At 71.3% G+C, this 24,411-nt stretch carries 20 protein-coding genes and 1 pseudogene; 14 read left to right on the top strand and 7 right to left on the bottom strand.

Annotation, left to right across the window (positions count from 1 at the left end; all coding sequences use genetic code 11):
• Nucleotides 1-37: 37 nt before the first annotated feature.
• Nucleotides 38-931, bottom strand: coding sequence for an AraC family transcriptional regulator (locus tag Ato02nite_RS12245; RefSeq protein ID WP_213006588.1), 894 nt, complete (start codon nt 929-931; stop codon nt 38-40).
• A gap of 90 nt (nt 932-1,021) precedes the next feature.
• Here Ato02nite_RS12245 and Ato02nite_RS12240 point away from each other — a divergent pair, with 90 nt between their 5' ends.
• Complete coding sequence (locus Ato02nite_RS12240; protein ID WP_213006587.1) at nt 1,022-1,321, top strand: putative quinol monooxygenase; 300 nt, start codon at nt 1,022-1,024, stop codon at nt 1,319-1,321.
• A 1-nt stretch (nt 1,322) separates the two neighbouring features.
• Complete coding sequence (locus tag Ato02nite_RS12235; RefSeq protein ID WP_213006586.1) at nt 1,323-2,210, top strand: alpha/beta hydrolase; 888 nt, start codon at nt 1,323-1,325, stop codon at nt 2,208-2,210.
• Here Ato02nite_RS12235 and Ato02nite_RS12230 read toward each other — a convergent pair.
• Both Ato02nite_RS12230 and Ato02nite_RS12225 read right to left on the bottom strand, forming a co-directional pair.
• Complete coding sequence (locus Ato02nite_RS12230; RefSeq protein WP_213006585.1) at nt 2,197-2,808, bottom strand: NADPH-dependent F420 reductase; 612 nt, start codon at nt 2,806-2,808, stop codon at nt 2,197-2,199. The two genes, Ato02nite_RS12235 and Ato02nite_RS12230, sit on opposite strands and share 14 nt — an antisense overlap.
• A 19-nt stretch (nt 2,809-2,827) precedes the next feature.
• Nucleotides 2,828-4,129, bottom strand: coding sequence for a pectate lyase family protein (locus Ato02nite_RS12225; RefSeq protein ID WP_213006584.1), 1,302 nt, complete (start codon nt 4,127-4,129; stop codon nt 2,828-2,830).
• A gap of 214 nt (nt 4,130-4,343) precedes the next feature.
• Between Ato02nite_RS12225 and Ato02nite_RS12220 the strand changes: the two genes are divergently transcribed.
• From Ato02nite_RS12220 to Ato02nite_RS12175, 10 genes and pseudogenes are all read left to right on the top strand, one after another.
• A complete protein-coding gene (locus tag Ato02nite_RS12220; protein WP_246606673.1) occupies nt 4,344-5,003 on the top strand; it encodes a hemerythrin domain-containing protein in 660 nt (219 codons plus the stop codon).
• Complete coding sequence (locus Ato02nite_RS12215) at nt 5,000-5,776, top strand: AfsR/SARP family transcriptional regulator (RefSeq protein ID WP_213006583.1); 777 nt, start codon at nt 5,000-5,002, stop codon at nt 5,774-5,776. The genes Ato02nite_RS12220 and Ato02nite_RS12215 overlap by 4 nt, the downstream gene beginning before the upstream one ends.
• Nucleotides 5,777-5,945: 169 nt before the next feature.
• The gene (locus Ato02nite_RS12210) at nt 5,946-8,693 is read left to right on the top strand and encodes an AfsR/SARP family transcriptional regulator (RefSeq protein WP_213006582.1); all 2,748 of its coding nucleotides are present in this window, start codon (nt 5,946-5,948) and stop codon (nt 8,691-8,693) included.
• 92 nt (nt 8,694-8,785) lie between these two features.
• Nucleotides 8,786-9,502 (top strand): annotated as a pseudogene (locus tag Ato02nite_RS12205) (NUDIX hydrolase); the annotation flags it as partial.
• Nucleotides 9,503-9,508: 6 nt separating this feature from the next.
• Nucleotides 9,509-10,627, top strand: coding sequence for a 5'-methylthioadenosine/S-adenosylhomocysteine nucleosidase family protein (locus tag Ato02nite_RS12200; RefSeq protein WP_438873036.1), 1,119 nt, complete (start codon nt 9,509-9,511; stop codon nt 10,625-10,627).
• Nucleotides 10,624-12,627: a hypothetical protein gene (locus Ato02nite_RS12195; RefSeq protein ID WP_213006581.1), complete on the top strand. Its 2,004-nt coding sequence runs from the start codon at nt 10,624-10,626 to the stop codon at nt 12,625-12,627. The genes Ato02nite_RS12200 and Ato02nite_RS12195 overlap by 4 nt, the downstream gene beginning before the upstream one ends.
• 64 nt (nt 12,628-12,691) lie before the next feature.
• A complete protein-coding gene (locus Ato02nite_RS12190; RefSeq protein ID WP_213006580.1) occupies nt 12,692-14,002 on the top strand; it encodes a GH1 family beta-glucosidase in 1,311 nt (436 codons plus the stop codon).
• On the top strand, nt 13,999-15,192 hold the full coding sequence (locus Ato02nite_RS12185) for an MFS transporter (protein WP_213006579.1): 1,194 nt from the start codon (nt 13,999-14,001) through the stop codon (nt 15,190-15,192). Before Ato02nite_RS12190 ends, Ato02nite_RS12185 begins: the two co-directional genes overlap by 4 nt.
• A gap of 42 nt (nt 15,193-15,234) precedes the next feature.
• On the top strand, nt 15,235-15,792 hold the full coding sequence (locus Ato02nite_RS12180) for an RNA polymerase sigma factor (RefSeq protein WP_213006578.1): 558 nt from the start codon (nt 15,235-15,237) through the stop codon (nt 15,790-15,792).
• The gene (locus Ato02nite_RS12175; RefSeq protein ID WP_213006577.1) at nt 15,789-16,448 is read left to right on the top strand and encodes a hypothetical protein; all 660 of its coding nucleotides are present in this window, start codon (nt 15,789-15,791) and stop codon (nt 16,446-16,448) included. The genes Ato02nite_RS12180 and Ato02nite_RS12175 overlap by 4 nt, the downstream gene beginning before the upstream one ends.
• A 51-nt stretch (nt 16,449-16,499) precedes the next feature.
• On the opposite strand, the gene Ato02nite_RS12170 is transcribed toward Ato02nite_RS12175, so the two are convergent.
• Both Ato02nite_RS12170 and Ato02nite_RS12165 read right to left on the bottom strand, forming a co-directional pair.
• On the bottom strand, nt 16,500-19,694 hold the full coding sequence (locus Ato02nite_RS12170; RefSeq protein WP_213006576.1) for a penicillin acylase family protein: 3,195 nt from the start codon (nt 19,692-19,694) through the stop codon (nt 16,500-16,502).
• A 143-nt stretch (nt 19,695-19,837) separates the two neighbouring features.
• Nucleotides 19,838-20,800 (bottom strand): zinc-dependent alcohol dehydrogenase, encoded by a 963-nt coding sequence (locus tag Ato02nite_RS12165; RefSeq protein WP_246606660.1) that lies wholly within the window; start codon nt 20,798-20,800, stop codon nt 19,838-19,840.
• 73 nt (nt 20,801-20,873) lie between these two features.
• Here Ato02nite_RS12165 and Ato02nite_RS12160 point away from each other — a divergent pair, with 73 nt between their 5' ends.
• Together Ato02nite_RS12160 and Ato02nite_RS12155 are read left to right on the top strand one after the other, a co-directional pair.
• Nucleotides 20,874-21,950: an acyltransferase family protein gene (locus tag Ato02nite_RS12160; protein WP_213006574.1), complete on the top strand. Its 1,077-nt coding sequence runs from the start codon at nt 20,874-20,876 to the stop codon at nt 21,948-21,950.
• Nucleotides 21,951-21,975: 25 nt separating this feature from the next.
• On the top strand, nt 21,976-23,181 hold the full coding sequence (locus tag Ato02nite_RS12155; RefSeq protein WP_213006573.1) for an aminotransferase class I/II-fold pyridoxal phosphate-dependent enzyme: 1,206 nt from the start codon (nt 21,976-21,978) through the stop codon (nt 23,179-23,181).
• Here Ato02nite_RS12155 and Ato02nite_RS12150 read toward each other — a convergent pair.
• Both Ato02nite_RS12150 and Ato02nite_RS12145 read right to left on the bottom strand, forming a co-directional pair.
• Nucleotides 23,171-24,019, bottom strand: coding sequence for a hypothetical protein (locus Ato02nite_RS12150; protein ID WP_213006572.1), 849 nt, complete (start codon nt 24,017-24,019; stop codon nt 23,171-23,173). The genes Ato02nite_RS12155 and Ato02nite_RS12150 overlap by 11 nt on opposite strands.
• Nucleotides 24,016-24,348 (bottom strand): helix-turn-helix transcriptional regulator, encoded by a 333-nt coding sequence (locus tag Ato02nite_RS12145; RefSeq protein ID WP_213006571.1) that lies wholly within the window; start codon nt 24,346-24,348, stop codon nt 24,016-24,018. Before Ato02nite_RS12145 ends, Ato02nite_RS12150 begins: the two co-directional genes overlap by 4 nt.
• Nucleotides 24,349-24,411: the final 63 nt, after the last annotated feature.

Here is a 24,411-nt window from a genome sequence, read left to right as displayed (position 1 = left end):
CCGTTCGCGTTACGGACCCCCTCTCGGGTCAGTACACCTAGGGCAGGGCCGGCTCCGGGTCGCGGAGCCGGCTCACGTCCTGGCTGGGTGGGGCGCCGAACTGGCGGTGGTACTCCCGGCTGAACTGCGACGGGCTGTCGTAACCGACGGTGCGGCCGACGCCGGTGACGTCGCCGGGGCGGGTGGCGAGCAGCAGCCGGGCCTGCTGGAGGCGGATCTGTTTCTGGAACTGCAGCGGGCTGGTCGCGGTGACGCCCTGGAAGTTGCGGTAGAAGGCGGAGACGCTCATCCCGGCCAGCTGCGCGAGGTCCTCCACCCGGAACGGCTCGTTGTAGTGGTCGCGGATCCAGTGGATCACCCGGGCGACCTGGGTGAGGCTGCTGTCGGCCAGGCCGAGCTGGCGTACGGGGGCGCCCTGCTCGCCGGTGAGCACCCGCCAGAGGATCTCGCGTTTGATCAGTGGGGCCAGCACCGCCCGGTCGCGGGGGGTTTCGATCAGGCGCAGCAGCCGGACCACCGCGTCGAGCAGCTCGGCCGGGGCGTCACTGACCGCGAGGCCGCTGGGCGCGCCGCCGGGAACGGGCGGCAGGTCGCCCGGGCCGGCTTGGAGCAGCAGCTCGGCGACGGCGGCCGGGCGCAGCAGCAGGCCGAAGCCGAGCGCCGGCCGGTCGGGGCTGGCCCGCAGGAACTCGCCGGTGACCGGCATGTCCACCGAGGCGATCAGGTACTGACCGGCGCCGTACTCGTAGACGCGGTCGCCGAGGGCGATCCGCTTTGCCCCCTGGGCGATGACGGCGAGGATCGCCCCGGACATCGCCGGGGCGGGCGGGGTGGCATGGTCGATCTTCGAGATGAGTACGTCGTCGATGGGTGAGCGCTGGTCGGGCCGGGCGTGCCGGGCGCACAGGCTGCGCAACTCCTCGATACTCATGACCCGATCCTCCCGCCCTTGAGAGAATCAGGCAAGTCCTCGCGGCGATCGTTCTAACGTTTTACCTGCTGAGCGCGGTTGACTTTCCTCATGAACATCAACCACGGTTTCCACGCCACGATGAATGCGCAACCCGGCCGGGGCGACGAGGTGATCGCGCTGCTGCTCGCCGCGCCGTCGCTGCCGCACCCGGATTGCATCGTCTTCCTGGTCGGCCGCTCGGCCGGCAACCCCGACGTCGTGCACGTCACCGAGGGCTGGAGCAGCCCGGAGGCGCACGCCGCGTTCTTCGCCACCGCACCGGCGCAGGAGCTGGTCGCCGCGCTGCAGCCGCTGCTGACCGGCTCGGAGTACTCGGACGAGGTCCCCGTCGGCGGAAAGGCGTTCTGAGATGGAACTCGACCCTGACCTGAAGGCGCTGCTCGCCGCCATGCCGACGATGCCGCCGCTCAACGAGGAGACGCTCGCGCAGATCCGGCCGTATGCCGCGCCGCCGGCGCTCGACAGCCCCTCGGTGGACCGGCAGGAGATCGACGGCCCGGCGCGGCTGACGATCCTGCGCCCGGCCGGGCCGGCGGCGGCCACCCCACCGCCGCTCGTCTTCTGGATCCACGGCGGCGGCATGGTCATGGGGAACCGCTACTCCCAGCTCGACATCCCCGTGGAGTGGCTGGAGCGGTTCGGTGCCACCGTGGTCTCGGTCGAGTACCGGCTGGCGCCCGAGGCTCGCGGCACCGAACTGGTCGAGGACTGCTACCGCGGGCTGGCCTGGGCCGCCGGGAACCTGGCGATCGACCCGGCCCGGATCGTCGTGGCCGGTGCCAGTGCCGGCGGTGGGCTCGCCGCCGGGGTGACGCTGATGGCCCGCGACCGCGGCGACCTGCCGATCGCCGGGCAGGTGCTGATCGGGGCCATGCTCGATCACCGCAACGACGCCGCGTTCGACGGTGCGCCCGTCGTGTGGACCCGCGAGATGAACGAGTTCGGCTGGCGCAGCGTGATCGACGGCGGCGAGGTGCCGGCGTACGTCTCCCCCGCGCTCGCCGAGGATCTGTCCGGCCTGCCGCCCGCCTACATCGACGCCGGTTCGGCCGAGCTGTTCCGGGACGAGAACGTCGCGTACGCGAGCCGGATCTGGGCCGCCGGCGGCCGCGCCGACCTGCACGTCTGGACCGGCGGGAGCCACGGGTTCGACGCCCTCTTCCCGGCGGCGCCGATCTCGGTCGCGGCCCGGCGGGCCCGCACCGACTGGGTGGGCCGGCTGCTCAGCGGTCGCTGAGGGCTTGGGCCAGGAAGTCCTTGGCGTCGATGACGTTGCACTCGGCCAGCTGGAGCGGACCGCCCGTCTCGGTGAGACGGGCGGTCTCCGCGCCACCCGCGTAGTACGGGGCGAAGCCGAGGTCCTTGATCAGGCGCGCGGCGGTGAGCCGGGCGGCCGGCTTGTCGGTGCAGACGAACTCGGCCAGCAGCGGGTCGTGGCCGCGGCGCCGGGTCAGCACGTCGGTCGGCAGCGTGTTGAACGCCTTCGCCCAGAACGCGTCGGGCGCCCACTCCATCAGCAGTTCGAGGCCGCTGCGGCCGTCCGGGGTGGCCTCCGGCGGGTTGGTCGCGTCGATGACGACCTTGCCGGCCAGGTTGCCGGCGGTGAGGTCGATCGCCTCGTGCGCCGACTCCCAGGTGGGTGCGAACAGGACGGCGTCCGCGTACGCCGCCGCGTCCGCCACTCCCATGGCTGTCACGTGGTCACCGAGGCGGCCGGCCAGGTCGGTCAGCTGCTCCGGGTGCCGCGACGTGACAGCCACGTCGTGCCCGCTCTGCGCGCACCACTCGGCCAGGGTCGCGCCGAGCTGTCCTGCTCCGATGACGCCGATGTGCATGTAGTCAGCGTGCCAAACTTCAGCAGCCCAGGTGCCGGATCCCGACATTCGCGGCGACGATGCCGGGCACCGCGGCGGCCGGGTCGACCCGGGTGCGCAGCGAGGGGGTCCAGCCGGCGTCGGCGGCCAGGTCGGGGTCGTAGGCCGCGTTGTAGGCGGCGACCAGGTCGACCGGCTCGGCTCGACGGCTGCCGTACTGGACGAGCGAACCGATCGCGGTGATCTTCGTGCCCTTCCAGTAGTGGATCACGTCGGCGGTGGGCACGTCGGCGCTGAGCTTGAAGTAGTTGTTCTCGGCGTAGATCGCCGACTCGAAGCCGACGCCCAGCGAGTATTGATACGTCTCCTCATCGGTGGCGACGAAGAGGTTGTCGTACACGTCGACCTGACCGAACCGGACCCGCGGCGCGCGCTGGCCGACGTTGCCGAACCGGTTGTGGTGCACCGTCACCCGCAGCTTGCCGACGTCCACGCCGGGCGTGTCGGTCGAGCCGATCAGCATCGTCTTGTCGTGGTCGTAGTAGTCGTTGTACGACACGGTGATCAGGTCGGAGCCGCGGATGAAGTCGGTGGCGCCGTCGTGCACCTGGTACGGCCGGCCGAAGTAGAGCGGCTGGTCCTCGTCGTGGTTGTTGCCGTCGCTGAACGTGTTGTGGTCGATCCACACGTTCGTCGCGCCGGACAGCGACACCAGGTCGTAGAGCGAGTTCCAGTTGCCGGTCGCGCCGTCGGTCGGGTCCCAGGCCGGGAAGCAGTCGGCCGCGTCGACGACCTCGAGGTTGCGCACGATCACGTTGGTGACATTGGTGAGCACGAGGCTGCCGTGACTGATCCGGCCGTTGTTGATGCCGATGATCGTGGTGTTGCTGCCGACGATCGCCTTGATCTGGTCGCCCTGCGCCTTCGCGGACCGCACCCGGGCTTCCTCGACGGGACCGGTCGGCTTCGTGGCCCGGCCCCACACGGCCGGGTCGTAGGCGGCCAGGAACGCGTCCGTCGAATAGGCCGGATCAGTGAAGGCGGCGCACGACTGGCCCTCCATCATGTCGATCCGGCCGCTCACGTAGACGATCTTCGGGTCGTTGCCGGCGACCGCGGCGACCAGCTCGTCGCGGTTGTGCACCACCACGCTCGTGGCCGCGGACGCGCCACCGGTCGTGCCGGTGCCGGACGCGGCCCAGCCGTCGTTGGGCGGGAGCACCTGCTGACCGAGGACCAGGGCCCCGGCGGACACTGTGGAAGCGTCCGCCGGGGCGGCGCCGGCCACTCCCAGCGCGGCGACAGCGATGAGGACGGCGGCGGCAGAACGAGTCTTGGGCATGCTGGCTCCGGAAGCTTCAGGAAAGCGCTTGCCTGGCTACCGTCACACGGAGATCGCCCGCAGTCAATGCTCGGGACGACGCAGGAAGTTTGCAGTCGTCGATCATTCGTCGACCGGCGGCCACGACACTGAGGAACGCCGTGCAAGTGGCGATCAAGTGGGCTCCGCCAGACTCCCGGGCGTCCTGACACGACCACGACCCGAGGGGGAGTCTGTGCCCGTCACGACCACGCCGTACACCCATGAAATGGTCATCATCCACCGCGTGTTCCGCCGCGAGGCGGCCATGCTGCCGCGCCTGGCCGACGGGGTGCGCACCGGAGACACCGGCCGGGCCGGCCGGATCGCCGACGCCGTCCGCGAGTACGCCGGCGGCCTGCACCACCATCACCAGCTCGAGGACGAGCTGATCTGGCCCAAGCTGTACCGGCGGGCTCGCCTCTACGACGACCTCGTCGAGCGGATGGAGTCGCAGCACAAACTGCTCGACGGCACGCTCACCGTCATCGCGGGCATCCTGCCCCGGTGGGAGGCCGGGGCCGCCGCCCATCTCCGGGCCGTGCTCGTCGAGGCCCTGCAGGACCACATCTGCGTGCTCACCGAACATCTCGACGACGAGGAGGCGCAGATCCTGCCGCTGATCGCCGACCATCTCACCGTCGCCGAGTGGGACGAGGTGGGCCGCCGCGGCCTGGAGAGCATCCCGAAGAGCAAGGTGATGCTGGCCCTCGGCGCGATCCTGGAGGACGCCACCCCCGAGGAGCAGCGCTACTTCCTCGGCAAGGTGCCCGCACCCGGCCGTCTGCTGTGGCAGCTCGCCGGCCGCCGGCAGTACCGGCGGTACGTCGACGAGCTGCGCGGTGCCACCGCGTGAGCGCTCTGGCGTTCTCCCTGCTCGGACCGGTGCGGGCCTGGCGGGACGGCCTCGAGCTGCCACTGGGCAGCCCGCAGCAGCGCACCACGCTGGCCGTCCTGCTGCTGCGCGGCAGCCGGATCACCAGCACCGAGGACCTGGTCGACGCACTGTGGCCGGACGCGCCGCCGGAGACCGCGGTCGGCACCGTCCGCACCTACCTGTCCCGGCTGCGCCGCGCCCTGTCCGGGGCCGCCGAGATCGACTGGATCGCCGGCGGCTACCAGCTCGACGTGCCGGCCGAGTCGGTGGACGTGTGGCGGTTCCGGCGGGACACCGCCGCGGCCGCCGAGGCGCTGCGGCACGGCGATCACCCGGGCGCGGCCGGGCTGCTCACCGACGCGCTCGCCCTGCACCGCGGCACCCCGCTGGCCGGGACCACCGGGTTCTACCTGGCCGGGCAGCGGGCCCGGCTGGCCGAACTGTGCCGGGCCGCGACCGCCGACCTGGCCGCCGTGACCATCGAACTGGACCGCCCGGCCGAGGCCATCGCCCGGCTGCGCGGGCTGGTCGCCGAATCGCCGATCTCCGAGCCCTACCACGGGCTGCTGATGACGGCCCTGTGCCGGGCCGGGCGGCCGGCCGACGCGCTCGCCCACTACGACCAGGTCCGCCGGCTCCTCGCCGAGCAACTGGGGGTGCGGCCGTCGGCCGAACTGCGCGAGCTGCACCGCCGCATCCTCGCCGGTGACCCGCACACCGGGCGCGTCGCCGAACTCTGCGGCGCCCACTGATCGCCGGCGTCGTCGCCTGCCCCCGTGCGCGGCGACGCCGGCCCGGCCCGGATTGTTCAACCGGGCCGATGTCGGCTATCCGCCTCGCCTCGGACACATGAACGCGCTGGTTAACCGCTTAAGATCGGCGACGACCTGACGGACCGACCCGGTGTGGTGTCACGCGGAAATGATCGAGGTGTGCGTTCTCGGGCCCGTCGAGGTGCGGGCGGCCGAGGCCGGCGCGTCGGGCGGGTACCAGCAACATGCGGTGCTCGCCATGCTCGTCGCGGCGGGCGGCCGGGTGGTGCCGGCCGACCGGATCGTCGACCAGGTCTGGGGCGGCGAGCCACCGGCCAGTGCCACGGCCACGCTCCAGGCGTACATCTCGCGGCTCCGCCGCCTGCTGGAACCGGATCGCGCACCGCGCACCGCACCGCAGATCCTGGTCTCCGAAGCCGCCGGCTACGCGCTGCGGCTGCCCGCCGGGCAGGTCGACGCGTGGCGGTTCGAGCGGGACGTGGCCCGCTCCCCCGACCTCACCCCGCAGGAGGCGGTCGGCGTGCTGCGGGACGCCCTCGCGCTGTGGCGGGGCGTGCCCTACGAGCAGTTCGCCGACGAACAATGGGCCCGCGCCGAGATCGCCCGGCTCACCGAACTGCGGTGCGCGGCCCAGGAACGCGCCGTCACCGCCATGCTGCGGGTCGGCCGGATCGCCGAGGCGGTGCCGGCCGCGCAGGCCCTCGCCGACGCGGAACCGCTGCGCGGCGAGGCGTGGCGGCTGCTCGCGCTCGGACTGTGGGCCGCACACCGCTCCGCCGACGCCCTCGACGCGCTGCGCCGGCACCGCGAACACCTCGCCGACGAACTCGGCCTCGACCCGGAACCGGCCCTGGCCGGCCTGGAACAGGCCATTCTGGAGCAGCGCGGCGAGGTTCTCGAGCAGGCCGTCGGCACCGACCGCGGCTCGCACCCGCGGCCGGCCCAGCTCCCCCGGTCGGCCGCCGGGTTCGCGGCCCGCACCGCCGAACTCGGCGAGCTCAACCGGCTCGCCGACTCCGCCCTCGCGGTGATCAGCGGCGCCGGCGGGGTCGGCAAGACCAGCCTCGCCGTACGGTGGGCGCACAGCGTCGCCGGCCGCTACCCGGACGGCCAGCTCTACAGCGACCTGCGCGGCTTCGGCCCCGAGGACACCCCGGCCGACCCGGCCGACGTGCTGTTCGGCTTCCTCACCGCGCTCGGCCTGCCCGACCACCGCATCCCGCCGTCGCTCGACGAGCGGGTCGCGCTGTTCCGCAGCGTCCTGGCCGGCCGCCGGATGCTGCTCCTGCTCGACAACGCGGCCGGCGCCGAACAGGTGCGGCCGCTGCTGCCCGGCGCGCCCGGCTGCGCGGTCGTCGTCACCAGCCGCAGCCAGCTCGCCGGCCTGGTCGTCGCCGAGGGCGCCAGTCCGCTGCGGCTCGACGCGTTCGACGACGAGGAGGCCCGCAACTACCTGCGCGGGCGGCTCGGCACCACCCGGGTCGACTCCGAACCGGCCGCCCGGGACGCCATCGTCGCCCGCTGCGGCGGCCTGCCGCTCGCCCTGGCCGTGGTGTGCGCGCGAGCCGCCACCCGCAGTCAGTTCTCGCTGTCCGCGATCGCCGCCGAACTGCGCGACGAGCAGGGTCTGGACGCCTTCACGGTGGCCGGGTTCAAACACGACCTGCGGGCCGTACTCTCCTGGTCCTACCGGCAATTGCCGGACGGCGCCGCCGCCCTCTTCCGGCACCTCGCCCTGCACCCCGGCCCCGACGTCAGCCGGGCCGCCGCGATCAGCGTGGCCGGCGACGAGGCCCGCGGCCGGCTGCGCCTGCTCTGCGACGCCCACCTGCTCGACGAGCGGAGCCCCGGCCGGTACGTCTACCACGACCTGGCCCGCGCCTACGCCCTCGAACTGGACTCGCCGCCGGCCGACGTGCTGGTCGAGCACTACCTGTTCTCCGCCGCCAACGCCGACCGGGTGTGCTTCCCCTACCGGCAACCCCGCCGGGTGCCACCGGTGCCGGCCGGCATCCGGCCCGAGACCTTCGCCGACCAGGACGAGGCGTACGCCTGGCAGGACGCCGAATACGACACGCTGATGGCGTACACCGAGATCTGCTCACCGGCGTACCTGAAGGTCTTCTTCTGGGTTCTCTCTCCCTACCAGCAGGACGTCCGCTTCCATCTGCACGACTCGATCACCCTGGCCCGCCGCGCCCTGGCCGTCGCCGAACGCGACGGCGACCAGTGGTGGGTGGGCTTCCTGCAGTACGCGATCGGCCGCGCCTACCTGCGCCTCAACCGGATCGACCAGTCGCTGCCGGCGCTGGAGGCCGCGATCGAGGTGGGCCGCGCGACCGGCGATCCGGTCCGCCTGGCCCACGGCCTTCTCGCGGTGGCCACCGGCATCATCGGGGTGCACGGCGTGCCCACCCGCCCGCAGACCATCCAGGCTTATCCGTACGCGGTGGAGGCGCTCGCCGCCTACCGCCGGATGGGCGGCGAGTTCGGCCGGGCCGAGGAGGCCAACGCCCTGCATCCGATCGCCTGGTACCACTTCTACCGGCCGGGCGGCCGGGCGAAGGCCCGCGCGCTGCTGCAGGAGAGCATCGACATCAACGTGGCCAGCGACCAGCGGCACGCGGCCGCGGGCAGCTGGCTGCACCTGGCCCGGTTCCACGCGGCGAGCGGCGACCTGGCGCAGGCGGTGGCGGCCTTCGAGGACGCCCTGACGCTCTACGGCGACCGGCAGGACCTGCGCATCGAGCCGTTGATCGGCCTCTACACGACCCACCTGGCGGCGGGCGACGAGGACGCCGCGAACCGGGCCCGGGCCGAGGCACTGACGCTGCTGGAGACGGCCCGCTACCCGGACATCGCCCGCCTCGAGGCCATCCTCGGCCCCCGCCCCTAGGGCGCGAGGAGTAAGGATTCCGTCACATGCGGTCACACGTTGGCACGTCGACGCACTTCCTGTCGATCTGACAGAAACCTAGGCTTCCATTCGTGGACGACGATGAATGGCAGGCACCGGAAGTTCTCGTGGCGGTCGATCTGGTGATCTTCACGCTGCGCGAATCCGGCCTGAATCTCCTGCTCGTCGAACGGGGCATCGATCCGTTCCGGGGCTCCCTCGCACTGCCCGGCGGATTTCTCCGCGACGCCGAGGAGGACATCCTGGCCGCCGCCCGGCGCGAGCTGGCCGAGGAGGCCGGTCTGGTCGACGTGCCCCACCTGGAACAGCTCGGGGTCTACGGCGAACCCGGCCGCGACCCGCGGGGCCGGGTCATCTCGGTGGCATATCTCGCCATCGCGCCCGGACTCCCCGAACCACTGGCCGGCACCGACGCGGCCGCCGCGTGGTGGACCCCGGTCGAAAGAGCCCTCGGCGGCGAGTCACCGCTGGCGTTCGACCACCGGCGGATCATCACCGACGGCCTGGAACGCGCGCGCGGCAAGCTCGAGCACTCGGCGCTCGCCACCGCGTTCTGCGCCGAGCCGTTCACCATCTCCGACCTCCAGGCGGTCTACGAAGCCGTGTGGGGGATCCGGCTGGATCCCCGGAACTTCTACCGCAAGGTGCAGAACGCGCGCGGCTTCATCGTCGCGGACGGCGGTCTGCGAAAGGCGGACAACGGGCGACCGGCCCGCCTGTTCCGCGCCGGGCCGCACCGCCGGCTCGTGCCCCCGATGCTTCGCACCCACCAACGTCCGGAGGAGGACGAACCGGTGAACAGTGACCATCCCATCGTGATTCTGACCGCCCTCGATCTCGAGTACGACGCGGTGCGGCGGCATCTCGCCGACCCGCGTCTGCACCGGCACAACGCGGGCACCCGTTTCGAGGTCGGGCGGCTCGCCGACGGCACGCCGATCGCACTCGGCCTGGTCGGCAAGGGCAACCATCCGGCCGCCGTTCTCGCCGAGCGGGCCATCCACGAGTTCACCCCCACCGCGGTGCTCTTCGTCGGCGTCGCGGGCGCCCTGTGGCCGGCGATCGGGCTCGGCACCGTGGTGGTCGCGACACACGTCTACGCGTACCACGGCGGGACGAGCGAGGACGACGGCTTCAAGGCACGGCCACGGGTCTGGGAGATCGCGCACCAGGCCGACCAGGTTGCCCGGCATGTGAAGAGGACCGGCGACTGGGCACGCGACCTGCCCGACGGCGTCCGGCCGGACGTGACGTTCGGGCCGATCGCGGCCGGCGAGGTCGTGCAGGACTCGGCCTTCTCGGCGCACGCCGCATGGGTGCGCGACACCTACAACGACGCCGTCGCCATCGAGATGGAGGGCGCCGGCATCGCCCAGGCGGCCCACCTCAACCTGGCGCTGCCCGCGGTCATCGTGCGCGGCATCAGCGATCGCGCCGACGGAAGCAAGTCCACCACCGACGGGCAGAACTGGCAGCCCGCGGCGGCCCGGAACGCGGCCGCCTTCGCCGTCGCCCTCGCCGGCGAACTGAGCCGGGAGGTGCGCACGAACTCACACCGGGGAGAGACCATGCAGGAGCGGATCACCAACTTCGCCGGCGGCCACGCGCGGGTCGGGGTGCAAGCCGGGCAGATCCACGGCGATGTCACCGTCGGGCAGCACCGGCGTAGCGCGGTCCTGAGCCTGGAGGACCAGGTCGAGGAATTCCGGCAGGAATTACGCGACCTGCACGGACAAGGCCTCATCGACAGCGCGACGCTGGGCGCTGTCCGGGCCGAACTCGCCGTCGTCGTCGACTCGCCGCCGACCGAGTCTCTTCTGGCGCTCAAGAAGATTCACGGACTGGTGCTGGACCTGCCCGAACTGACCGCTCTGGTCACCGCCATGCTCGCGCTGGTCCGGGAGCGGTCATGACCGCGGCGCCCGCTGCGGCCGCCAACACGGCGACGGGCTCGGCCTTCGTCGGGGTGCAGGCCACCACCGTCCACGGTGGCGTGCACATCTACGTCCCCGAGAGCAACGACCCGGCGGAGATCTTCCGGGTCGGTGTCCAGTGTCTTCGCGGTGGCATGCCGGATCAGGCTCGCAAATACATCCGCGAGGCGGTGCTTGCCGGTCATGTCACCAGCCGATCCTGCTTCCTCCTGGTGATCTCGCTACTCAGCGGCCGGACACTGCGCACCCTGCCGAAGGGCGACCTGGACCTGCTGCGATATGTCCGGGAACAATCGGCCGCCCAGGCCGCCGACGAGTGGACCGAGGCGACCAGGGCGATCGCACACCTGCTCGACTCGCTGGCCGGGCAGGAGCTGGATCCCAACGTCACCATCAAGGAGTTCGGCAAGCTCGGCGGTACGCAGCGGCACCTGGTCATTCAGCATCTCGAGATGTTCTGGAGCGGCCCGCTGCAGGACTGGACCTGGCGTGAGGTCCTCAGGGTCGCCGCCGACGGCCAGACGTCACGAGAGCGCCTCGACCGCGTGTGGAAGTTCTTCCAGCCGGTCCCGGCCGGTCCGCGCGTGCGTGAGGCTCGCACGCCCGAGATCGGCGTACGGCACCGGGCCGAAGCCGGTGGCGGCGCGATCGTCACGGCGGGAACGGTCGGATATCTCGCGTTCCTGGCATCGTCAACCTCGGCGCAGGTGGCCGCGGTAGCGCTTCTGGCGCTTCTGGGCGGCGGCGTCCTCGCCGCGTGGACCGGTCTGGAATGGCGTTTCCGAGTTCAGCGCAGGCAAGCACTCGACGAACGACACCGTCGTTACCGCCGGTCCGGAACCTCCGGCGAAGTCTTCGCCGGACCGGTGGATCGCATGTTCCGGCGGTACTTCGCGAAATACGTCCCCCGGGGAGCCGACCTATCCGAGTGGATCGCGGGCACCTGGGCCATCCGGATGGCACTACGCGACGAGGTAGTCGAACTGTACCGGGAGAGCCGGGTCAAGCCCGAGCAGGTCGCGTGGCTCATCCGATTCCTGGTCAGCGAGGTGAATGGGCAGTGGCGGCGCGGGACGCTGCGGTCCGAGCGCGAGGCACTCCGGGTTCCTCCGGCCACCCGCATCGGCTGTGCACTCGGCGCGCTGACGGCGGCCGCGGCTTGGTTCGCGCTCGCCGGGCCGGCCGTGGTGGAACGTCCCCTTGCCGCCGTCGCCGCGTTACTGGGCTCGGCAGTCGGCGCGGCGGCCGCCGTCCCCGGGTGGTCCCGGATCGTTCTCGAACGGCGGCGCTTCCGGGCCGAGGCAGCCGACGCGGCTCGGAAATACGACGCGCGCCGGCAGGCCCACCTGCGGTGGAAGGCAAAACTGGAGGACCGGCCGAACGACCACGAGATGGCGTTCTGGCTGGATTGCGACCGCAAGATGCTGATGGGCGAGGCCCTCCGGCATTACCGGCTGGCGCCGCACAGCGTCGTGGCACACGCGTTCCTGGAGGCACCCGGCCGCTACTACAAGCGCGCACGGGTGCGCAACGGCCCCTGGCGCTACACCAGGTACGAACTGCTCATCTTCCTGTTGACGGCCGACGGCGTACGGCAGATGTCGGTGCAGCTCGATCTCGCGAAAGCCACCTTCCACGACCGGGGGCGGCTGAACTACCGATACGACGCGGTCACCGCGGTCGAGGTCAGCGAGGCCGACGACGGAGAGAAAACGTTCCGGCTGACTCTGATGAACGGCGACCCGATCGAAGCGGCGGTGACCGGCCCGGCCACGGCGTCCGAGGAGACCCAGGAGGACCCGCGCCAGGTAACCGAGATCTCCCTAGACGCCGCCGGACTGCACAACACGCTGCACGTTCTCGAGGGCATCGCGGCTGAGGGCAAGGAATGGATCGGACACGAGAGGCGGCGCGAGGAGGCCGGTCTGGACAAGCTCGCCGACGCGGTCCGGGGCATGGCGGACGCCGACGGTAAGTGAGGGGTTCCGCCGGGTGAGCGCGATCACTAACCTGAGCTGAATTCGCCTTTGGTTGGAGGGTGGCTTGGGATCGCTTGATGGGTTTCCCACGTGGTTCGAGGTGGGGGTCTCGACTGCCGCCTATCAGATCGAGGGGGCCGCTGCCGAGGACGGGCGCGGGGTCTCGATCTGGGACACGTTCTCGCACACCCCGGGGAGGACTCTCGGCGGGGACACCGGGGACGTCGCCTGCGATCACTACCATCGCTGGGCGGACGACCTCGACCTGATGGCCGGGCTCGGCGTGGATGCGTACCGTTTCTCGCTGGCCTGGCCGCGCATTCAGCCGGACGGGCGCGGGAAGCCCAACCTCCTCGGCCTCGATTTCTACGATCGGCTGGTCGATGGGCTGCTGGAGCGGGACATCGCCGCGGTCCCCACGCTGTTCCACTGGGATCTGCCGCAGGCGCTCGAGGACGACGGTGGGTGGCTCAACCGGGAGACCTCCTACCGGTTCGCCGAGTACGCCGGGATTGTCGGGGATCGCCTCGGGGATCGCGTCAAGCGGTGGATCACCCTGAACGAGCCGATCGTGCACATGGCTCAGGGGTACGCCTTCGGATCGCACGCGCCGGGACTCGCGCTCGGCTTCGGGGCCCTGCCGGTCGCCCACCACCAGCTGCTCGGGCACGGGCTCGCGGTGCAGGCGCTGCGGTCCCGCGGAGCGGCCGAAATCATGATCACCAACAACTGCACGCCGGTCTGGCCGGCCAGTGACGACGAGGCCGACCGGGCCGCGGCGATGATCTACGACGGCTTCCACAACCGGCTGTTCAACGATCCGGTGCTGACCGGGACCTATCCGGAGTTTCTCGCCGAGATGCTCGGCGCCGTCGTGCGGGACGGCGACATGGCGACGATCCTGTCCCCCATCGACGCCCTCGGGGTCAACTACTACAACCCTACCCGGGTCGGCGCGCCCACCCAGGACGAGCTGCCGTTCGACATGAAGCAGATCGACGGGGTGCCGACCACCGCGTTCGGCTGGCCGGTCGTGCCGGACGGGCTGCACGAGCTGCTCACCGGCCTGAAGCGGACCTACGGCGACGGGCTCCCGCCGATCTACATCACCGAGAACGGCTGCTCGACCGAGGACGGCACCACCGACCGGTTCCGGATCGACTACCTCGACGGGCACCTCGCCGCCGTGAAACGGTCCATCGACGCCGGCGTCGACGTGCGCGGCTACTTCGTCTGGTCGCTGCTCGACAACTTCGAGTGGGCCGAGGGCTACAGCCAGCGCTTCGGCCTCGTCCAGGTCGACTTCGACACCCAGCAGCGCACCCCGAAGGACTCCTACCACTGGCTCGCCGCCGCGCTGCGGGAACGCGGATGACCGCGGACGCCGACACCCGGCCGCGGGTCGGCGGGCGCTGGATCGGGCTGCTGTCGCTGGCCAACCTCGGACTCTGGATGGGCTACTTCGGGCCGCTGCAGGTGCTGCTGCCCAACCAGATCGAGGACATCACCCCGGACGACAAGACCACGGCGCTGGGCATCGTGACCGGGCTCGGCGCGCTCGTCGCCGTCATCGTCGGGCCGGTCGCCGGGGCGCTGTCCGACGCGACCACCGCCCGCACCGGACGCCGGCACACCTGGATCGTCGCGGGCGCGCTGATCGGCGCGGCCGGGCTGATCGCGCTCAACGGCGTGCACAGCGTCCTCGGGGTCGCGCTGGGCTGGTGCTTCGCGCAGGTCGGGCTCAACGTGCTGCAGGCCGGCCTCACCGCGGTCGTGCCCGATCAGGCCCCGGTCAACCAGCGTGGCCTGGTCTCCGGCTGGGTGGGGCTGACCCAGTCGGTCGGGGTGGTCGCCGGTGTCCTGCTGGTCACCGTGGTAGGCGGCGGCTACCCGGCGATCGCGCTCGTGGTCGTGCTGCTGACGCTGCCGTTCGTGCTGGCCACCCGCGATCCGCTGCCGGCGGTCCCGGCGCGCTTCGACCTGCGCGGCACGTTCCGCTGGCACGGCGGCGACTTCGGCTGGGCGTTCGGCACCCGTTTCCTGGTGCAGCTCGGCAACGCCATGGCGACGCTCTACCTGCTGTACTTCCTGCGCGACAAGGTGCACTACGCCGACGCCGAGGACGGCCTCACCATCCTGATCGTCGTCTACACGATCGCCACCGTGCTGACCGTGGTGATCGGCGGGGTGATCTCGGACCGCTCCGGCAAGCGCAAGCCGTCGGTGATCGTGTCGGGGCTCGTCATGGCGGTGGCCATGGTGCTGCTGGCGGTGTGGCCGACCTGGCCGGGCGCGCTCACCGCCGGGGTGATCCTCGGTCTCGGGTTCGGCGTCTATCTGTCGGTCGACCAGGCGCTGATCACGCAGGTGCTGCCGTCGGCCGAGGACCGGGGCCGCGATCTGGGGGTCATCAACATCGCCAACTCGGCGCCGCAGGTTCTGGGGCCGGCGCTCGCCTTCCCGATCGTCACCTACCTGGGCGGATATCCGGTGCTGTTCCTGGTCGTCGCGGCGATCACGGTGCTCGGCTCGGTCCTGGTGACCCGCATCAGGTCGGTCGCCTGACCCGTCGATGTAACGGCCGCCGCCGGCCGGACATGTGGAGCCGTGGAACGGACCAGATTCGAGGCTCTGCACGCCGAGACGTGGCGGGACATCCTCGGCTACGCACTGCGCCGCACGGGCAACCCGGAAGACGCCGCCGATGTGGTCGCGGAGGTCTTCATGGTCGCCTGGCGCCGGCGGGCCGACGTGCCGGCCGGGCCGGCCGCGCGCCCGTGGCTCTACGGCGTGGCCCGGCTCGTGCTGGCCAACCAGCGGCGCGGCGACCTCCGCCGCGGCCTGCTCGCCACGGCCCTCCGCGACGCCGTCCGGTCGGCGCCGCCCGACCCCGCGACGGTGGCGCTCGCCCGCCACGACGCGCAGACCGTCCGGGCCGGCCTGCGGGCCCTGCCGGAGATCGACCGGGAGTTGCTCACGCTGACCGCCTGGGACGGACTGTCCCCGGCCGAGGCCGCCGCCGCGCTCGGCCTGAACGCCGTCACCGCGCGGGTCCGCCTGCACCGGGCCCGGAACCGGCTGAGGAAACTGCTGCAACAGCCCGAGGGATCCGGACACGTAAGGTCCGACGGGCGCTCGCCCGTCCCGGTAGAGGAGACGTCGTGAAGCACTTCGCCGACAGGCTTGCGGCCGCCGATCCGCTGCGCGTCGATCTCGCGGCCCTGCCGGACGAGGCCGGAGAGGCCCTGGCACAGGAGATCCTGATGCAGGCAAGCACCATGGAGAACGAAACGACCACCGGGCGATCCCGGCGGCGGCGCGGCTACGTCGTCGCACTCGTCACGGCGGGCGCGATCGCGGTGCCCGGCATCGCGGTGGCCGGGGTCGTCGCCTACCAGGGCATGCACAGCGGGGTGTACGGCGACGGCGGTGAGGCGGTCGCCGGCGAGGAGTTCCTCTACACCGACGCGCCGGAGATCGTCGGGGTGATCCGGGAGCTGACCGCCGAGTTCCCGCTGCCCGCCGGGGCGAGCTACGACCGGCTGCTGGCCCGCTATCCGATGACCGAACGCGTCCTGGTGCAGCGCACCGCCCTGGGCCAGCAGGTCCAGATCACCGCGGCGTGTGCGTGGTACCAGGACTGGCTCACCGGCGACGCCGGGCGGCGGGCCACCGACCAGCACACCATCGACGCCGTGGCGACCTGGAAATACTGGGTCTTCGCCGAGTCCGGCCCGACTCTGCCGGAGCGCATCGCCGCGGAGACCCGGTCCGGCAAGGACACCACGCTCAAGCAGTACCTGGCCGCGAACTGCTCCTGAACCGGGCCGGAACAGCCCCGTCATGCTCGACGGGGCTGTTCCGGGGACCGGCTACCGCGAATAGGCCTCCAACTCGTAGATCGAGAAGCCGTAGGACGTTGCCCGGGTCTGGCCGGTCAGGCGCAGGTAGCGGGCCGTTGTCGCCGGGAAGGTGACGGTGTCCAGACCGCCGTTCCCTCCGGTCACGGCCGCCGCCTGGGTCCAGGTGGTGCCATTGGCCGAGGCTTCGATTCTGTACGCCGAGGCATACGCCGATTCCCAGCGGATGACGGCCCGCGCGACCGTCCTCGATGAGCCCAGATCCACCGTCAGGGTCTGGTTGTCGGCGTAGGAACTGGCCCACCGGGTGGTGTTGCTGCCGTCCACCGCGTTCGCGGCCACGTAGCTGCCCTGGGTGCTGGAGGCGGTCGCCGGCCGGCCGGCCGTCAGGTTGCCGATGTCGTCGCCGCGCTTGGCCGGGAACGACACCACCTGCTGGTAGGTCGGGCGGTTCTGCCAGGCGATCAGGCCGTGTTTGACGCCGCCCAGCGGGCTCTGCAGGATCGCGTCGGCGCACCACTGGTCGCCGGCCGAGCAGTGGTCGTCACCGGGGTAGGTGGTGGCGGCCGGCTCGTTGACGGCGGTGGTCAGGCTGCTGAGCAGGGCGCTTCGGCAGGTGCTGACCGTGCCGCCGCCGCAGTACTTCTGCGACCAGCCGGGGACGCTGTCGCCGAGGACCGCGCGCAGGTCCTTGTCCACATAGCCCCACCAGCCGAACTGGAACGCCGAACCCTTGTGGGCCTGCGACTCGTTGGCGCTCGTCGGCAGCGACGACGTCGGGCCGGTCTGGCCGCCGGACGGTGACTCGTTGATCTGCAGGGCGTCGACCAGCGTCTGGAACAGGCCGTCGCCCAGGTTGGACTGGAACGCGGCCACCACCAGCTTCGGCCACCAGGCGTCGAAGATGCGGATCGCGTCGGCGTTCGCGTACGCCTTGCTCCCGGCCGCCGTCTCCTGGCGGTGGGCCCCGGCGGCCAGCCACGCGCGCAGCTTGGTGAGGGCCGCGGCCTGGGTCGCGTCGGTCACCGTGGCCGTGTCGATCACCCGCAGGAGCACCGGCAGTACGTCGGTGCCGCGCAGGTCGGTGGTGGCCGCCGACTCGACGACCTTCACCAGGCTCGCCCGGTCGTACTTCGTGCCGGCCGCGATGCCCGCCTTGATCGGGGTGTCGAGCAGGTCGCCGCGGTGCACCGAGCCGAAGCTGAAGTTGCCGTCGGCCGCGCCGTAGTCCTTGGCCTGCTTGTTGTTCCAGCTGACGAAGTAGTCCTGGTTGACCGCCTGCGGGTGGGCGGAGCTGGGCTGGTAGGTGGCGACGTTGGTGTCGGGGTTCCAGCCGGTCCACTCGTAGGCGGCCTCACCCTTCGTCGGCAGGTTCGGGTCGGCGCCGGCCGGGCGCACCGGCTGGCTGCCCGAGGTGAACATGGCCGTGTCGGTGGAGTTCACGTAGAACCAGTTGAACGCGAACGGGATGTTCGACGCCGAGTTCATGAACGCGGCCGGCGTACCCATCTGGTCGGGTTCGTTGAACATCTGGAAGCCGATCGCCGAGTCGGCCTCGTGCCGGTAGGTCGAGCGCAGGCTGGTGAACGCGGTCGGCACCCCGGCGACCAGGCCACGCCAGGTGAGCAGGCCGTACTTGGTGCGCTGGACGGTCAGCCGGTAGGAGCCGGCCGCGGTGGAGTCGGCGGTGGTCGGCTTCCAGCTGTTCGTCTTGGTCAGCGAGTCGAACGGCAGGCAGGTGCCGTGGTAGACGTAGCTGGTCGAGGCCAGGGTGGCGGCGCTGCCGTCGGCGTTGCAGAGCTTCACCGCGTACGTGTCGGTGATGTCCTGGATGGACGAGGTGGCGCTCCACGCGTAGTCGGGGCCACGGCCGATCAGCGTGTAGAGGTTGAGGCCGCTGAACGCGATGCCGCGGCTGCTGATCCCCGGTCCCTGCAGTTCCTGCACCATGAGCAGCTGCGGCGCGAAGTAGCCGGTCTGCGGGCCGAACACGGCGACCGGGTGGCCGGTGGCCGAGTTGGCGGCGCTGATGACGGCCGCGTTGGACATGCCGCGGTGGGCGCTGCCGATGGCCAGCGTGCCCAGGGAGTCGGCGATGGCGCTGGTTCCGGCGACATTTGAGGCGGCCGATCCGGTCGTGTCGAAGACGATCGGCTCGGAAACGGCCGTGCCGGCATCCGGCAGTGCGACGCCGGCGGCATTCGGATTGCCCGACGCGTACGGGAACGACTGGCCGTTGTGCAGGGTCAGCACCGTTTCCGGGTCGTTCTGCTGGCGGAACTGCTGCCACACCTGGTCACCGACGGTGGTGCCGTACTTGGCGCGGGCGGCGATGCGGACCAGCGCCGACTGCATCTCGGTGCCGCCGCCCCCGCCGAACAGGCCGCCGATCACGCCGCCGATGGCGATCAGGTCGGTCATCGTGAAGTCCTCGGGACCGCCCGCGTTGGTGATCGCGTCGAGGTGGCCGGTCAGCACGTACTCGCCGGGGCAGTCGCGGGCCCCCATGCAGTCGTCGATGTACTTGTTGATGCCCGCGATGTAGCTCTGCACGTCGGTGTAGAGCTGGGCGCCCCGGGTCCCGGAGTCACGCAACGTGTTGATCTGGGTCTGCAGATCGGCCTCGGTGTACGGCGAGGTGCGCCAGACACTCTGCTCGAGCTCGCGGTTGCCCTCGGCGCCACCGGCGAACGAGGTGAGGCTGCCCCGGGCGACGTGCCGCATCAGGTCCATCAGGAACAGGCGGTCCTGGGCTCCGGCGTAACCGGCGCCGTACATCGTGCCGGCTCGGGTGGTGCCGGTGATGTGCGGGATGCCGAGCTGCTTGTCGCGGACGATCGTGACGTCGGAGCGCGGGGACTTGGTGCTCTCCACGTCGGCGGCGGCCACCCCGTACGAGCTGTCGTTGAAGAAGGTGTTGATCTGCTCGCCGGTCAGGCCGGTGTAGTTGTAGGTCAGGTTGCCGTACTTGGCGAGCTGGTCGTCGGCGTGCGGGGGAAACGTGCCGAACGCCTGGTTGGCGAGGACCTGGACGAGGTCGGCGTCGCCATTCTGGCCGGGCGGGAGGATGTCGGAGCACTCGCCCAGGCAATAGTCGTTGACGGCGTAGGCCGCCTGAACCGGTGACGCAGTGATGGGGATGAATGCCGCAGCCGACACGACTACGGCGATGACCAGGGAATTGAGGAGAGGACGGGGTGGGCGCATGGGGGCTTCCCTTCGGGGAAACGCAAACGCGAAATTATTTCGTAGATGCTAAGACTTCGATGGGTCTTACACCAGAGTTTCGCTACCAACGCGTAGCGTGACCGTCCAGTGTGGGTTCAGTTACCGGCCGGTAAGGGCGGGCCTCAGGCCTGCGGGTGAACGACGACCTTGAGGCCGTCGCGGGCCGCGGCCGTGCTCAGCGCGGCAGCCACCTCATCCAGCGGAAACGCGGCCGAGACCAGCGGCGGGAGGTCGACCCGGCGGCGGGCGGCCAGGTCGATCGCGCGCGGGTAGACCTCGCCCATCCGGCGGGACATCACCATGGTCAGGCCCTTGCGGCGGGCGTGCGACGCGGTGAACGTGGTGCGGTCACCGTCCGGGATGCCGACCAGGATGACCCGGGCACCCGGCTTCGCGGTCCGCAAAGCCGTGTCGACGGCCGCGTCCGAGCCGGACACCTCGAAGACCAGGTCGGCCTCGCCGTCGGTGATCTCCGCGCCGAGCCGGGCGGCCGCCTCGGCACGGTGCGACAGCGGATCGGCGGCGATCACCCGGGTCGCGCCGCCCAGCCGGGCCAGCTGGATCAGCATCAGGCCGATCGGCCCGCAGCCGATCACCGCGACGGTCCGGCCGATCCGGGCATGGGCCAGGTCGTAGGCGTGCAGGGCGACGCCGAGCGGTTCGAGCAGGGCACCCTCGTCGTCGCTGAGCGAGTCGGGAATCGGGTGCAGGCGGCGGCCGGGCCAGGCCAGGACCTGGCGCAGGCCGCCGTCGGTGGGGCCGTGACCGGCGAAGACGATGTTCAGGCAGAGGTTCGGGTCGCCGTCGAGGCAGGGCTCGCAGGCACCGCACGGAACCGCCGGGTCGATCGCGACACGGGTGCCGTCCCGCGGGCCGCCGCGGATGACGCCGGCCATCTCATGCCCCAGGACGAGCGGGCGGGCCAGCACGGCGTCGCCGATCGCGCCCTCGGTGAACCAGTGCAGATCGGAGCCGCACACGCCGACACTGGTGACCTCGACCAGTTCCTCGCCCGCGGCCGGGACCGGAGCCTCCTCGTCGAGCACCCGGACATCGCCGGCGCCGAACAGACGGGCCACTCGCACGGTTGCCTCCTCATCCCGATGTGAACGATAACATCGCTGGTGCGGGCCCCGTGCCGTCCGGCAGACTCCGGGGATGACCGCGCGCCTGACGCACATCGATCTCCTCCGGGTCGCGCTCACCGCCGGGGTCATCGCCACCCACGCCATCATCACGTACGGCGGACCGGGCTCGTGGTTCATCCAGGACGGGGAGCTGCCTTCCGTTCTGGAGGCCGTGGCCACCGTGCCGATCGTGTTCGGGGCGCTGTTCGGGATGGGCGCGTTCTTCTTCGTGGCCGGTGCCTTCATCCCCGGGTCTCTCGACCGCCGGGGGCCGCGGCGGTTCGCGGTGTCACGGCTGCACCGGCTCGGGTGGCCGCTGCTCGTCTTCGTACTGGTCGTGGTGCCGCTGACGCACTGGGTGGCGCACGCGGTGGCCGGTCCGCCGCGCTCGTTCGGCACCGTCGTCACCGAACAGCTGCGCGAGCTCAACCCCGGCCCGCTGTGGTTCGTCTGGGTGCTGCTGTTGTTCAGCCTTCTCGCCGTACCCGTGCTGCGGGCCCTGCCACCCGCCCGGCCGGTCGTTCTGCGGCCGGCTCTCCTCGTCCGGTGCGGGGTTTTCATCGCGGTGGCAAGCTTTTCGTTCCGGGTGTTCTTCCCGCTGGACAGCGAGCAGATCGGCGGCGCCAAGCTGTGGCAGTGGGGTCAGTGCATCGGGCTGTTCGTGCTCGGGATCGTGGCCGGCCGGCAGGGCTGGCTCACCGAGATCCCGGCCACGGTCCGGCGGGCGTCCGGGTGGGCCGCGCTGGCCGCCGGGGCCACGGTGATCACGTCGATCGCGATCGCCGGTGTCGAGGCGGAGGAGTTCCAGGGCGGTTGGCACTGGCAGTCCGCGCTGCTCGCCGTCTGCGAGGGCGTCCTCTGCGTGAGCGTCACGATGCTGCTGGTCGACCTGTTCCGCGGCGTGACCGGCGGGGAGCCGCTGATCCGGGGCGCCTACGGGGCGTACATCCTGCAAACCCCCGTCCTGGTCGGGCTGACCATCATTCTGTACGGCGTGGCCTGGCCGGCCGCCGCGAAGCTGGCGGTCGTTCTGCCTCTCGCTCTGGTGGCCTGCTTCGGCCTCGCGCTGCTGCTGCTCCGCGTCCCGCTGCTCCGTCGAGTCCTTTGAGGACCGAACTTGTTACCGTCGGGCGATGGCTGCTGATCCGTTCGCGAAACCCGGCCTGCACCTGGCCGAGGACATCCTGAAGGCGCACGGTGTCGACGCGTACTACCGGGCCGCGGCCGAGCGCACCGGCGACTCGCACGTGGTCATCGACGGGCGCAAGGTGCTGATGGCCGGCTCCGGCGACTACCTCGGGCTGTCCACCGACCCGAGGGTGACCGAGGCCGCGGTGGCCGCGCTGCGCCGGTTCGGCACCGGGGTGGCCGGCTCCCGCGTGCTCAACGGATCGCTCGACCTGCACGAGGAGCTGGAGGCCCGGATGGCCGCGTTCCTCGGGCAGGAGGCGGCGGCCGTCACCGCCGTCGGGTTCCTGGCCAACCTGGCGCTGTCGGCGCTGCTCGGCCGGGACGACACCGCCTTCGCCGACGCCCGCAACCATGCCTCGCTGGTCGACGCGACCCGGCTGGGCTGGGGCAAGGTGCGCACCTACCGCGACCTCGACCAGTTGCGGTCCCGCCTGGCGGCGGCGCCCGCCGGCGGCGGCCGGCTGATCATCACGGACGGCGCCTTCTCGATGGAGGGCAACGTCGCCGACCTGCGCGGCCTGCGTGGTCTCGCCGACGAGTACGGGGCGAAGCTCATCGTCGACTCGGCCCACGACATGGGTGTCCTCGGTCCGCACGGTGCCGGGCTCGCCTCGGTGCACGGGGTTCCGGTCGACCTGGTCACCGGCTCGCTGTCGAAGGCGTTCGGTTCGGTCGGCGGAGTCCTGGCCGGGCCCGCGCCGTACGTGCGCTACCTGCGCAGCAACGCCCGGTCCGTGCTGTTCTCCACCGCCATGCCACCCGCCTCGGTCGCGGCGACCCTGGCCGCCCTGTCGATCATCTCGGCCGAGCCGTCGCGGCGCACGCATGCGCTCGACCTGGCCGAGGGGCTGCACAACGGGCTGCGGGCGCTCGGCTACGACACCCGGCCGTCGACCACGCCGATCGTGCCGGTCCGGTTCCCGTCGATGGCCGAGGCGGGCGCGTTCTGGGCCGGCCTGTTCGAGGCCGGCGTCTTCACCAACCTGGTCGGCCCACCGGCCGCCGCCGACCCGATGATTCGCCTCGCCCTGACCGCCAACCACGACGACACCCACCTGGCGACGGTCCTGACGGCGTTCGACGAGGTCGGCTGCCGGCTGGGCGTGCAGCGTCAGCCCGACCTGCCACCGGTGGAGCTCACCCGCTGACCGCTTCTTCTCGGGCCTGCAGGATCTTCTCGGTCACCAGGTATGAGATAGCGACACAAACCAGCGTTACGGTGAAGATCCATCCCGATCCGCCCCGCCCCTGGTCACTGAAATTGCCCACGACAGCCCATCCGACCGTCGGTGCCAGCGCCATCAACGAGCGCACGCGGGTGCCGCCGGTCTTGAGGCCGGCCCTGATCCTGCGCGACCGCGCAATCGAGATGGTCAGGCAGCCTGCCACCACCAGGGAAGCAGCGCCGACCACCGCATTCAGCAGGTTCCCGTACGTGAACTGCGGGAACAGCACAGCAGCGCCGATCGCAACCACCCCGGACAAGATCGCCAACCAGCTCCGCGCGCCCGCCGCCCGTCGACCGCCCGCGATCACCAGTTGGACGCACAGGGCGCAGATCGCCAGTGGTATGCCGAACAGCGCCACGGTGGGCCCGTCGGCCAGCGCCAACACGAATGCCGGAACGCCCCACACCGTTCCCAACATGATGACGACCGGAACGGCCACGGCCATCGGCGTGGGCGGCGAGACATCATCGAGCACCGAGCGCGATGACCCGACGCTGCGAGCCACGAGTCGACCCGCAGCACCGAGAAAGAAGCGGAGCGCGTGGAACAGCTTGGTGAGCTGGCCCGGAGCGGCCTCGATGACGGCGGCCCACTCTTCGGCGTAGACGTAGGCCAGTTCGTCGTCCGGGCCGGCCCAGATCCGGGCGCTCGACCGGACCAGACGGCGAGCCAGGCGCGGGGCGACCTGACCGAACTCGTTGACCAGGGCACCCGTAACGATCGAAACGAGCACACCTATCCAGAAGGCCCGGTTCATCGCAGGCCTCCTCCGAGGGCGGGGCGGTACGACGAGACCAACGGACGTGGGCGTCGCTCGGCCACCAGCGCACCGCCCTTCGTGACTCCGATGCCGGCGAGACGGTAGTAACGGCGACGTGGGCGGTTGGGTTCGTCGGGCAATGCCTCCCACCTGGCGGTGACCCAGCCCATCGCCGCCATGCGTTCGAGGATCTTGTAGACGGTCGGACCGCCCCGGCCAGTGGTCTTGATGATGGCCCAGCCGTGCAGTTCGTGATCGGGCGCGGCGAGGAACGCCTCGACGACATCGAGGAAGGGCTCGGTGATTCGGATCGGCTCCTCCGGCATGGAGCCAGATTAACCTAGGTGAAATAAGATTGCGTGGTTTCCTGGACGGCCGATGGCACCATG

It is taken from the genome of Paractinoplanes toevensis (genome assembly GCF_018332695.1).
Classification (GTDB): Bacteria; Actinomycetota; Actinomycetes; order Mycobacteriales; family Micromonosporaceae; genus Actinoplanes; species Actinoplanes toevensis.
The sequence above is the reverse complement of the archived record's forward strand: the minus strand, read 5'-3'. Positions and strand labels throughout refer to the sequence as shown.

Coding starts and splice junctions, on each gene's coding strand:
- Ato02nite_RS12245 (WP_213006588.1), bottom strand. CDS start 931: ATGAGTATCGAGGAGTTGCGCAGCCTGTGCGCCCGGCACGCCCGGCCC.
- Ato02nite_RS12240 (WP_213006587.1), top strand. CDS start 1,022: ATGAACATCAACCACGGTTTCCACGCCACGATGAATGCGCAACCCGGC.
- Ato02nite_RS12235 (WP_213006586.1), top strand. CDS start 1,323: ATGGAACTCGACCCTGACCTGAAGGCGCTGCTCGCCGCCATGCCGACG.
- Ato02nite_RS12230 (WP_213006585.1), bottom strand. CDS start 2,808: ATGCACATCGGCGTCATCGGAGCAGGACAGCTCGGCGCGACCCTGGCC.
- Ato02nite_RS12225 (WP_213006584.1), bottom strand. CDS start 4,129: ATGCCCAAGACTCGTTCTGCCGCCGCCGTCCTCATCGCTGTCGCCGCG.
- Ato02nite_RS12210 (WP_213006582.1), top strand. CDS start 5,946: ATGATCGAGGTGTGCGTTCTCGGGCCCGTCGAGGTGCGGGCGGCCGAG.
- Ato02nite_RS12195 (WP_213006581.1), top strand. CDS start 10,624: ATGACCGCGGCGCCCGCTGCGGCCGCCAACACGGCGACGGGCTCGGCC.
- Ato02nite_RS12185 (WP_213006579.1), top strand. CDS start 13,999: ATGACCGCGGACGCCGACACCCGGCCGCGGGTCGGCGGGCGCTGGATC.
- Ato02nite_RS12170 (WP_213006576.1), bottom strand. CDS start 19,694: ATGCGCCCACCCCGTCCTCTCCTCAATTCCCTGGTCATCGCCGTAGTC.
- Ato02nite_RS12160 (WP_213006574.1), top strand. CDS start 20,874: ATGACCGCGCGCCTGACGCACATCGATCTCCTCCGGGTCGCGCTCACC.
- Ato02nite_RS12155 (WP_213006573.1), top strand. CDS start 21,976: ATGGCTGCTGATCCGTTCGCGAAACCCGGCCTGCACCTGGCCGAGGAC.
- Ato02nite_RS12150 (WP_213006572.1), bottom strand. CDS start 24,019: ATGAACCGGGCCTTCTGGATAGGTGTGCTCGTTTCGATCGTTACGGGT.
- Ato02nite_RS12145 (WP_213006571.1), bottom strand. CDS start 24,348: ATGCCGGAGGAGCCGATCCGAATCACCGAGCCCTTCCTCGATGTCGTC.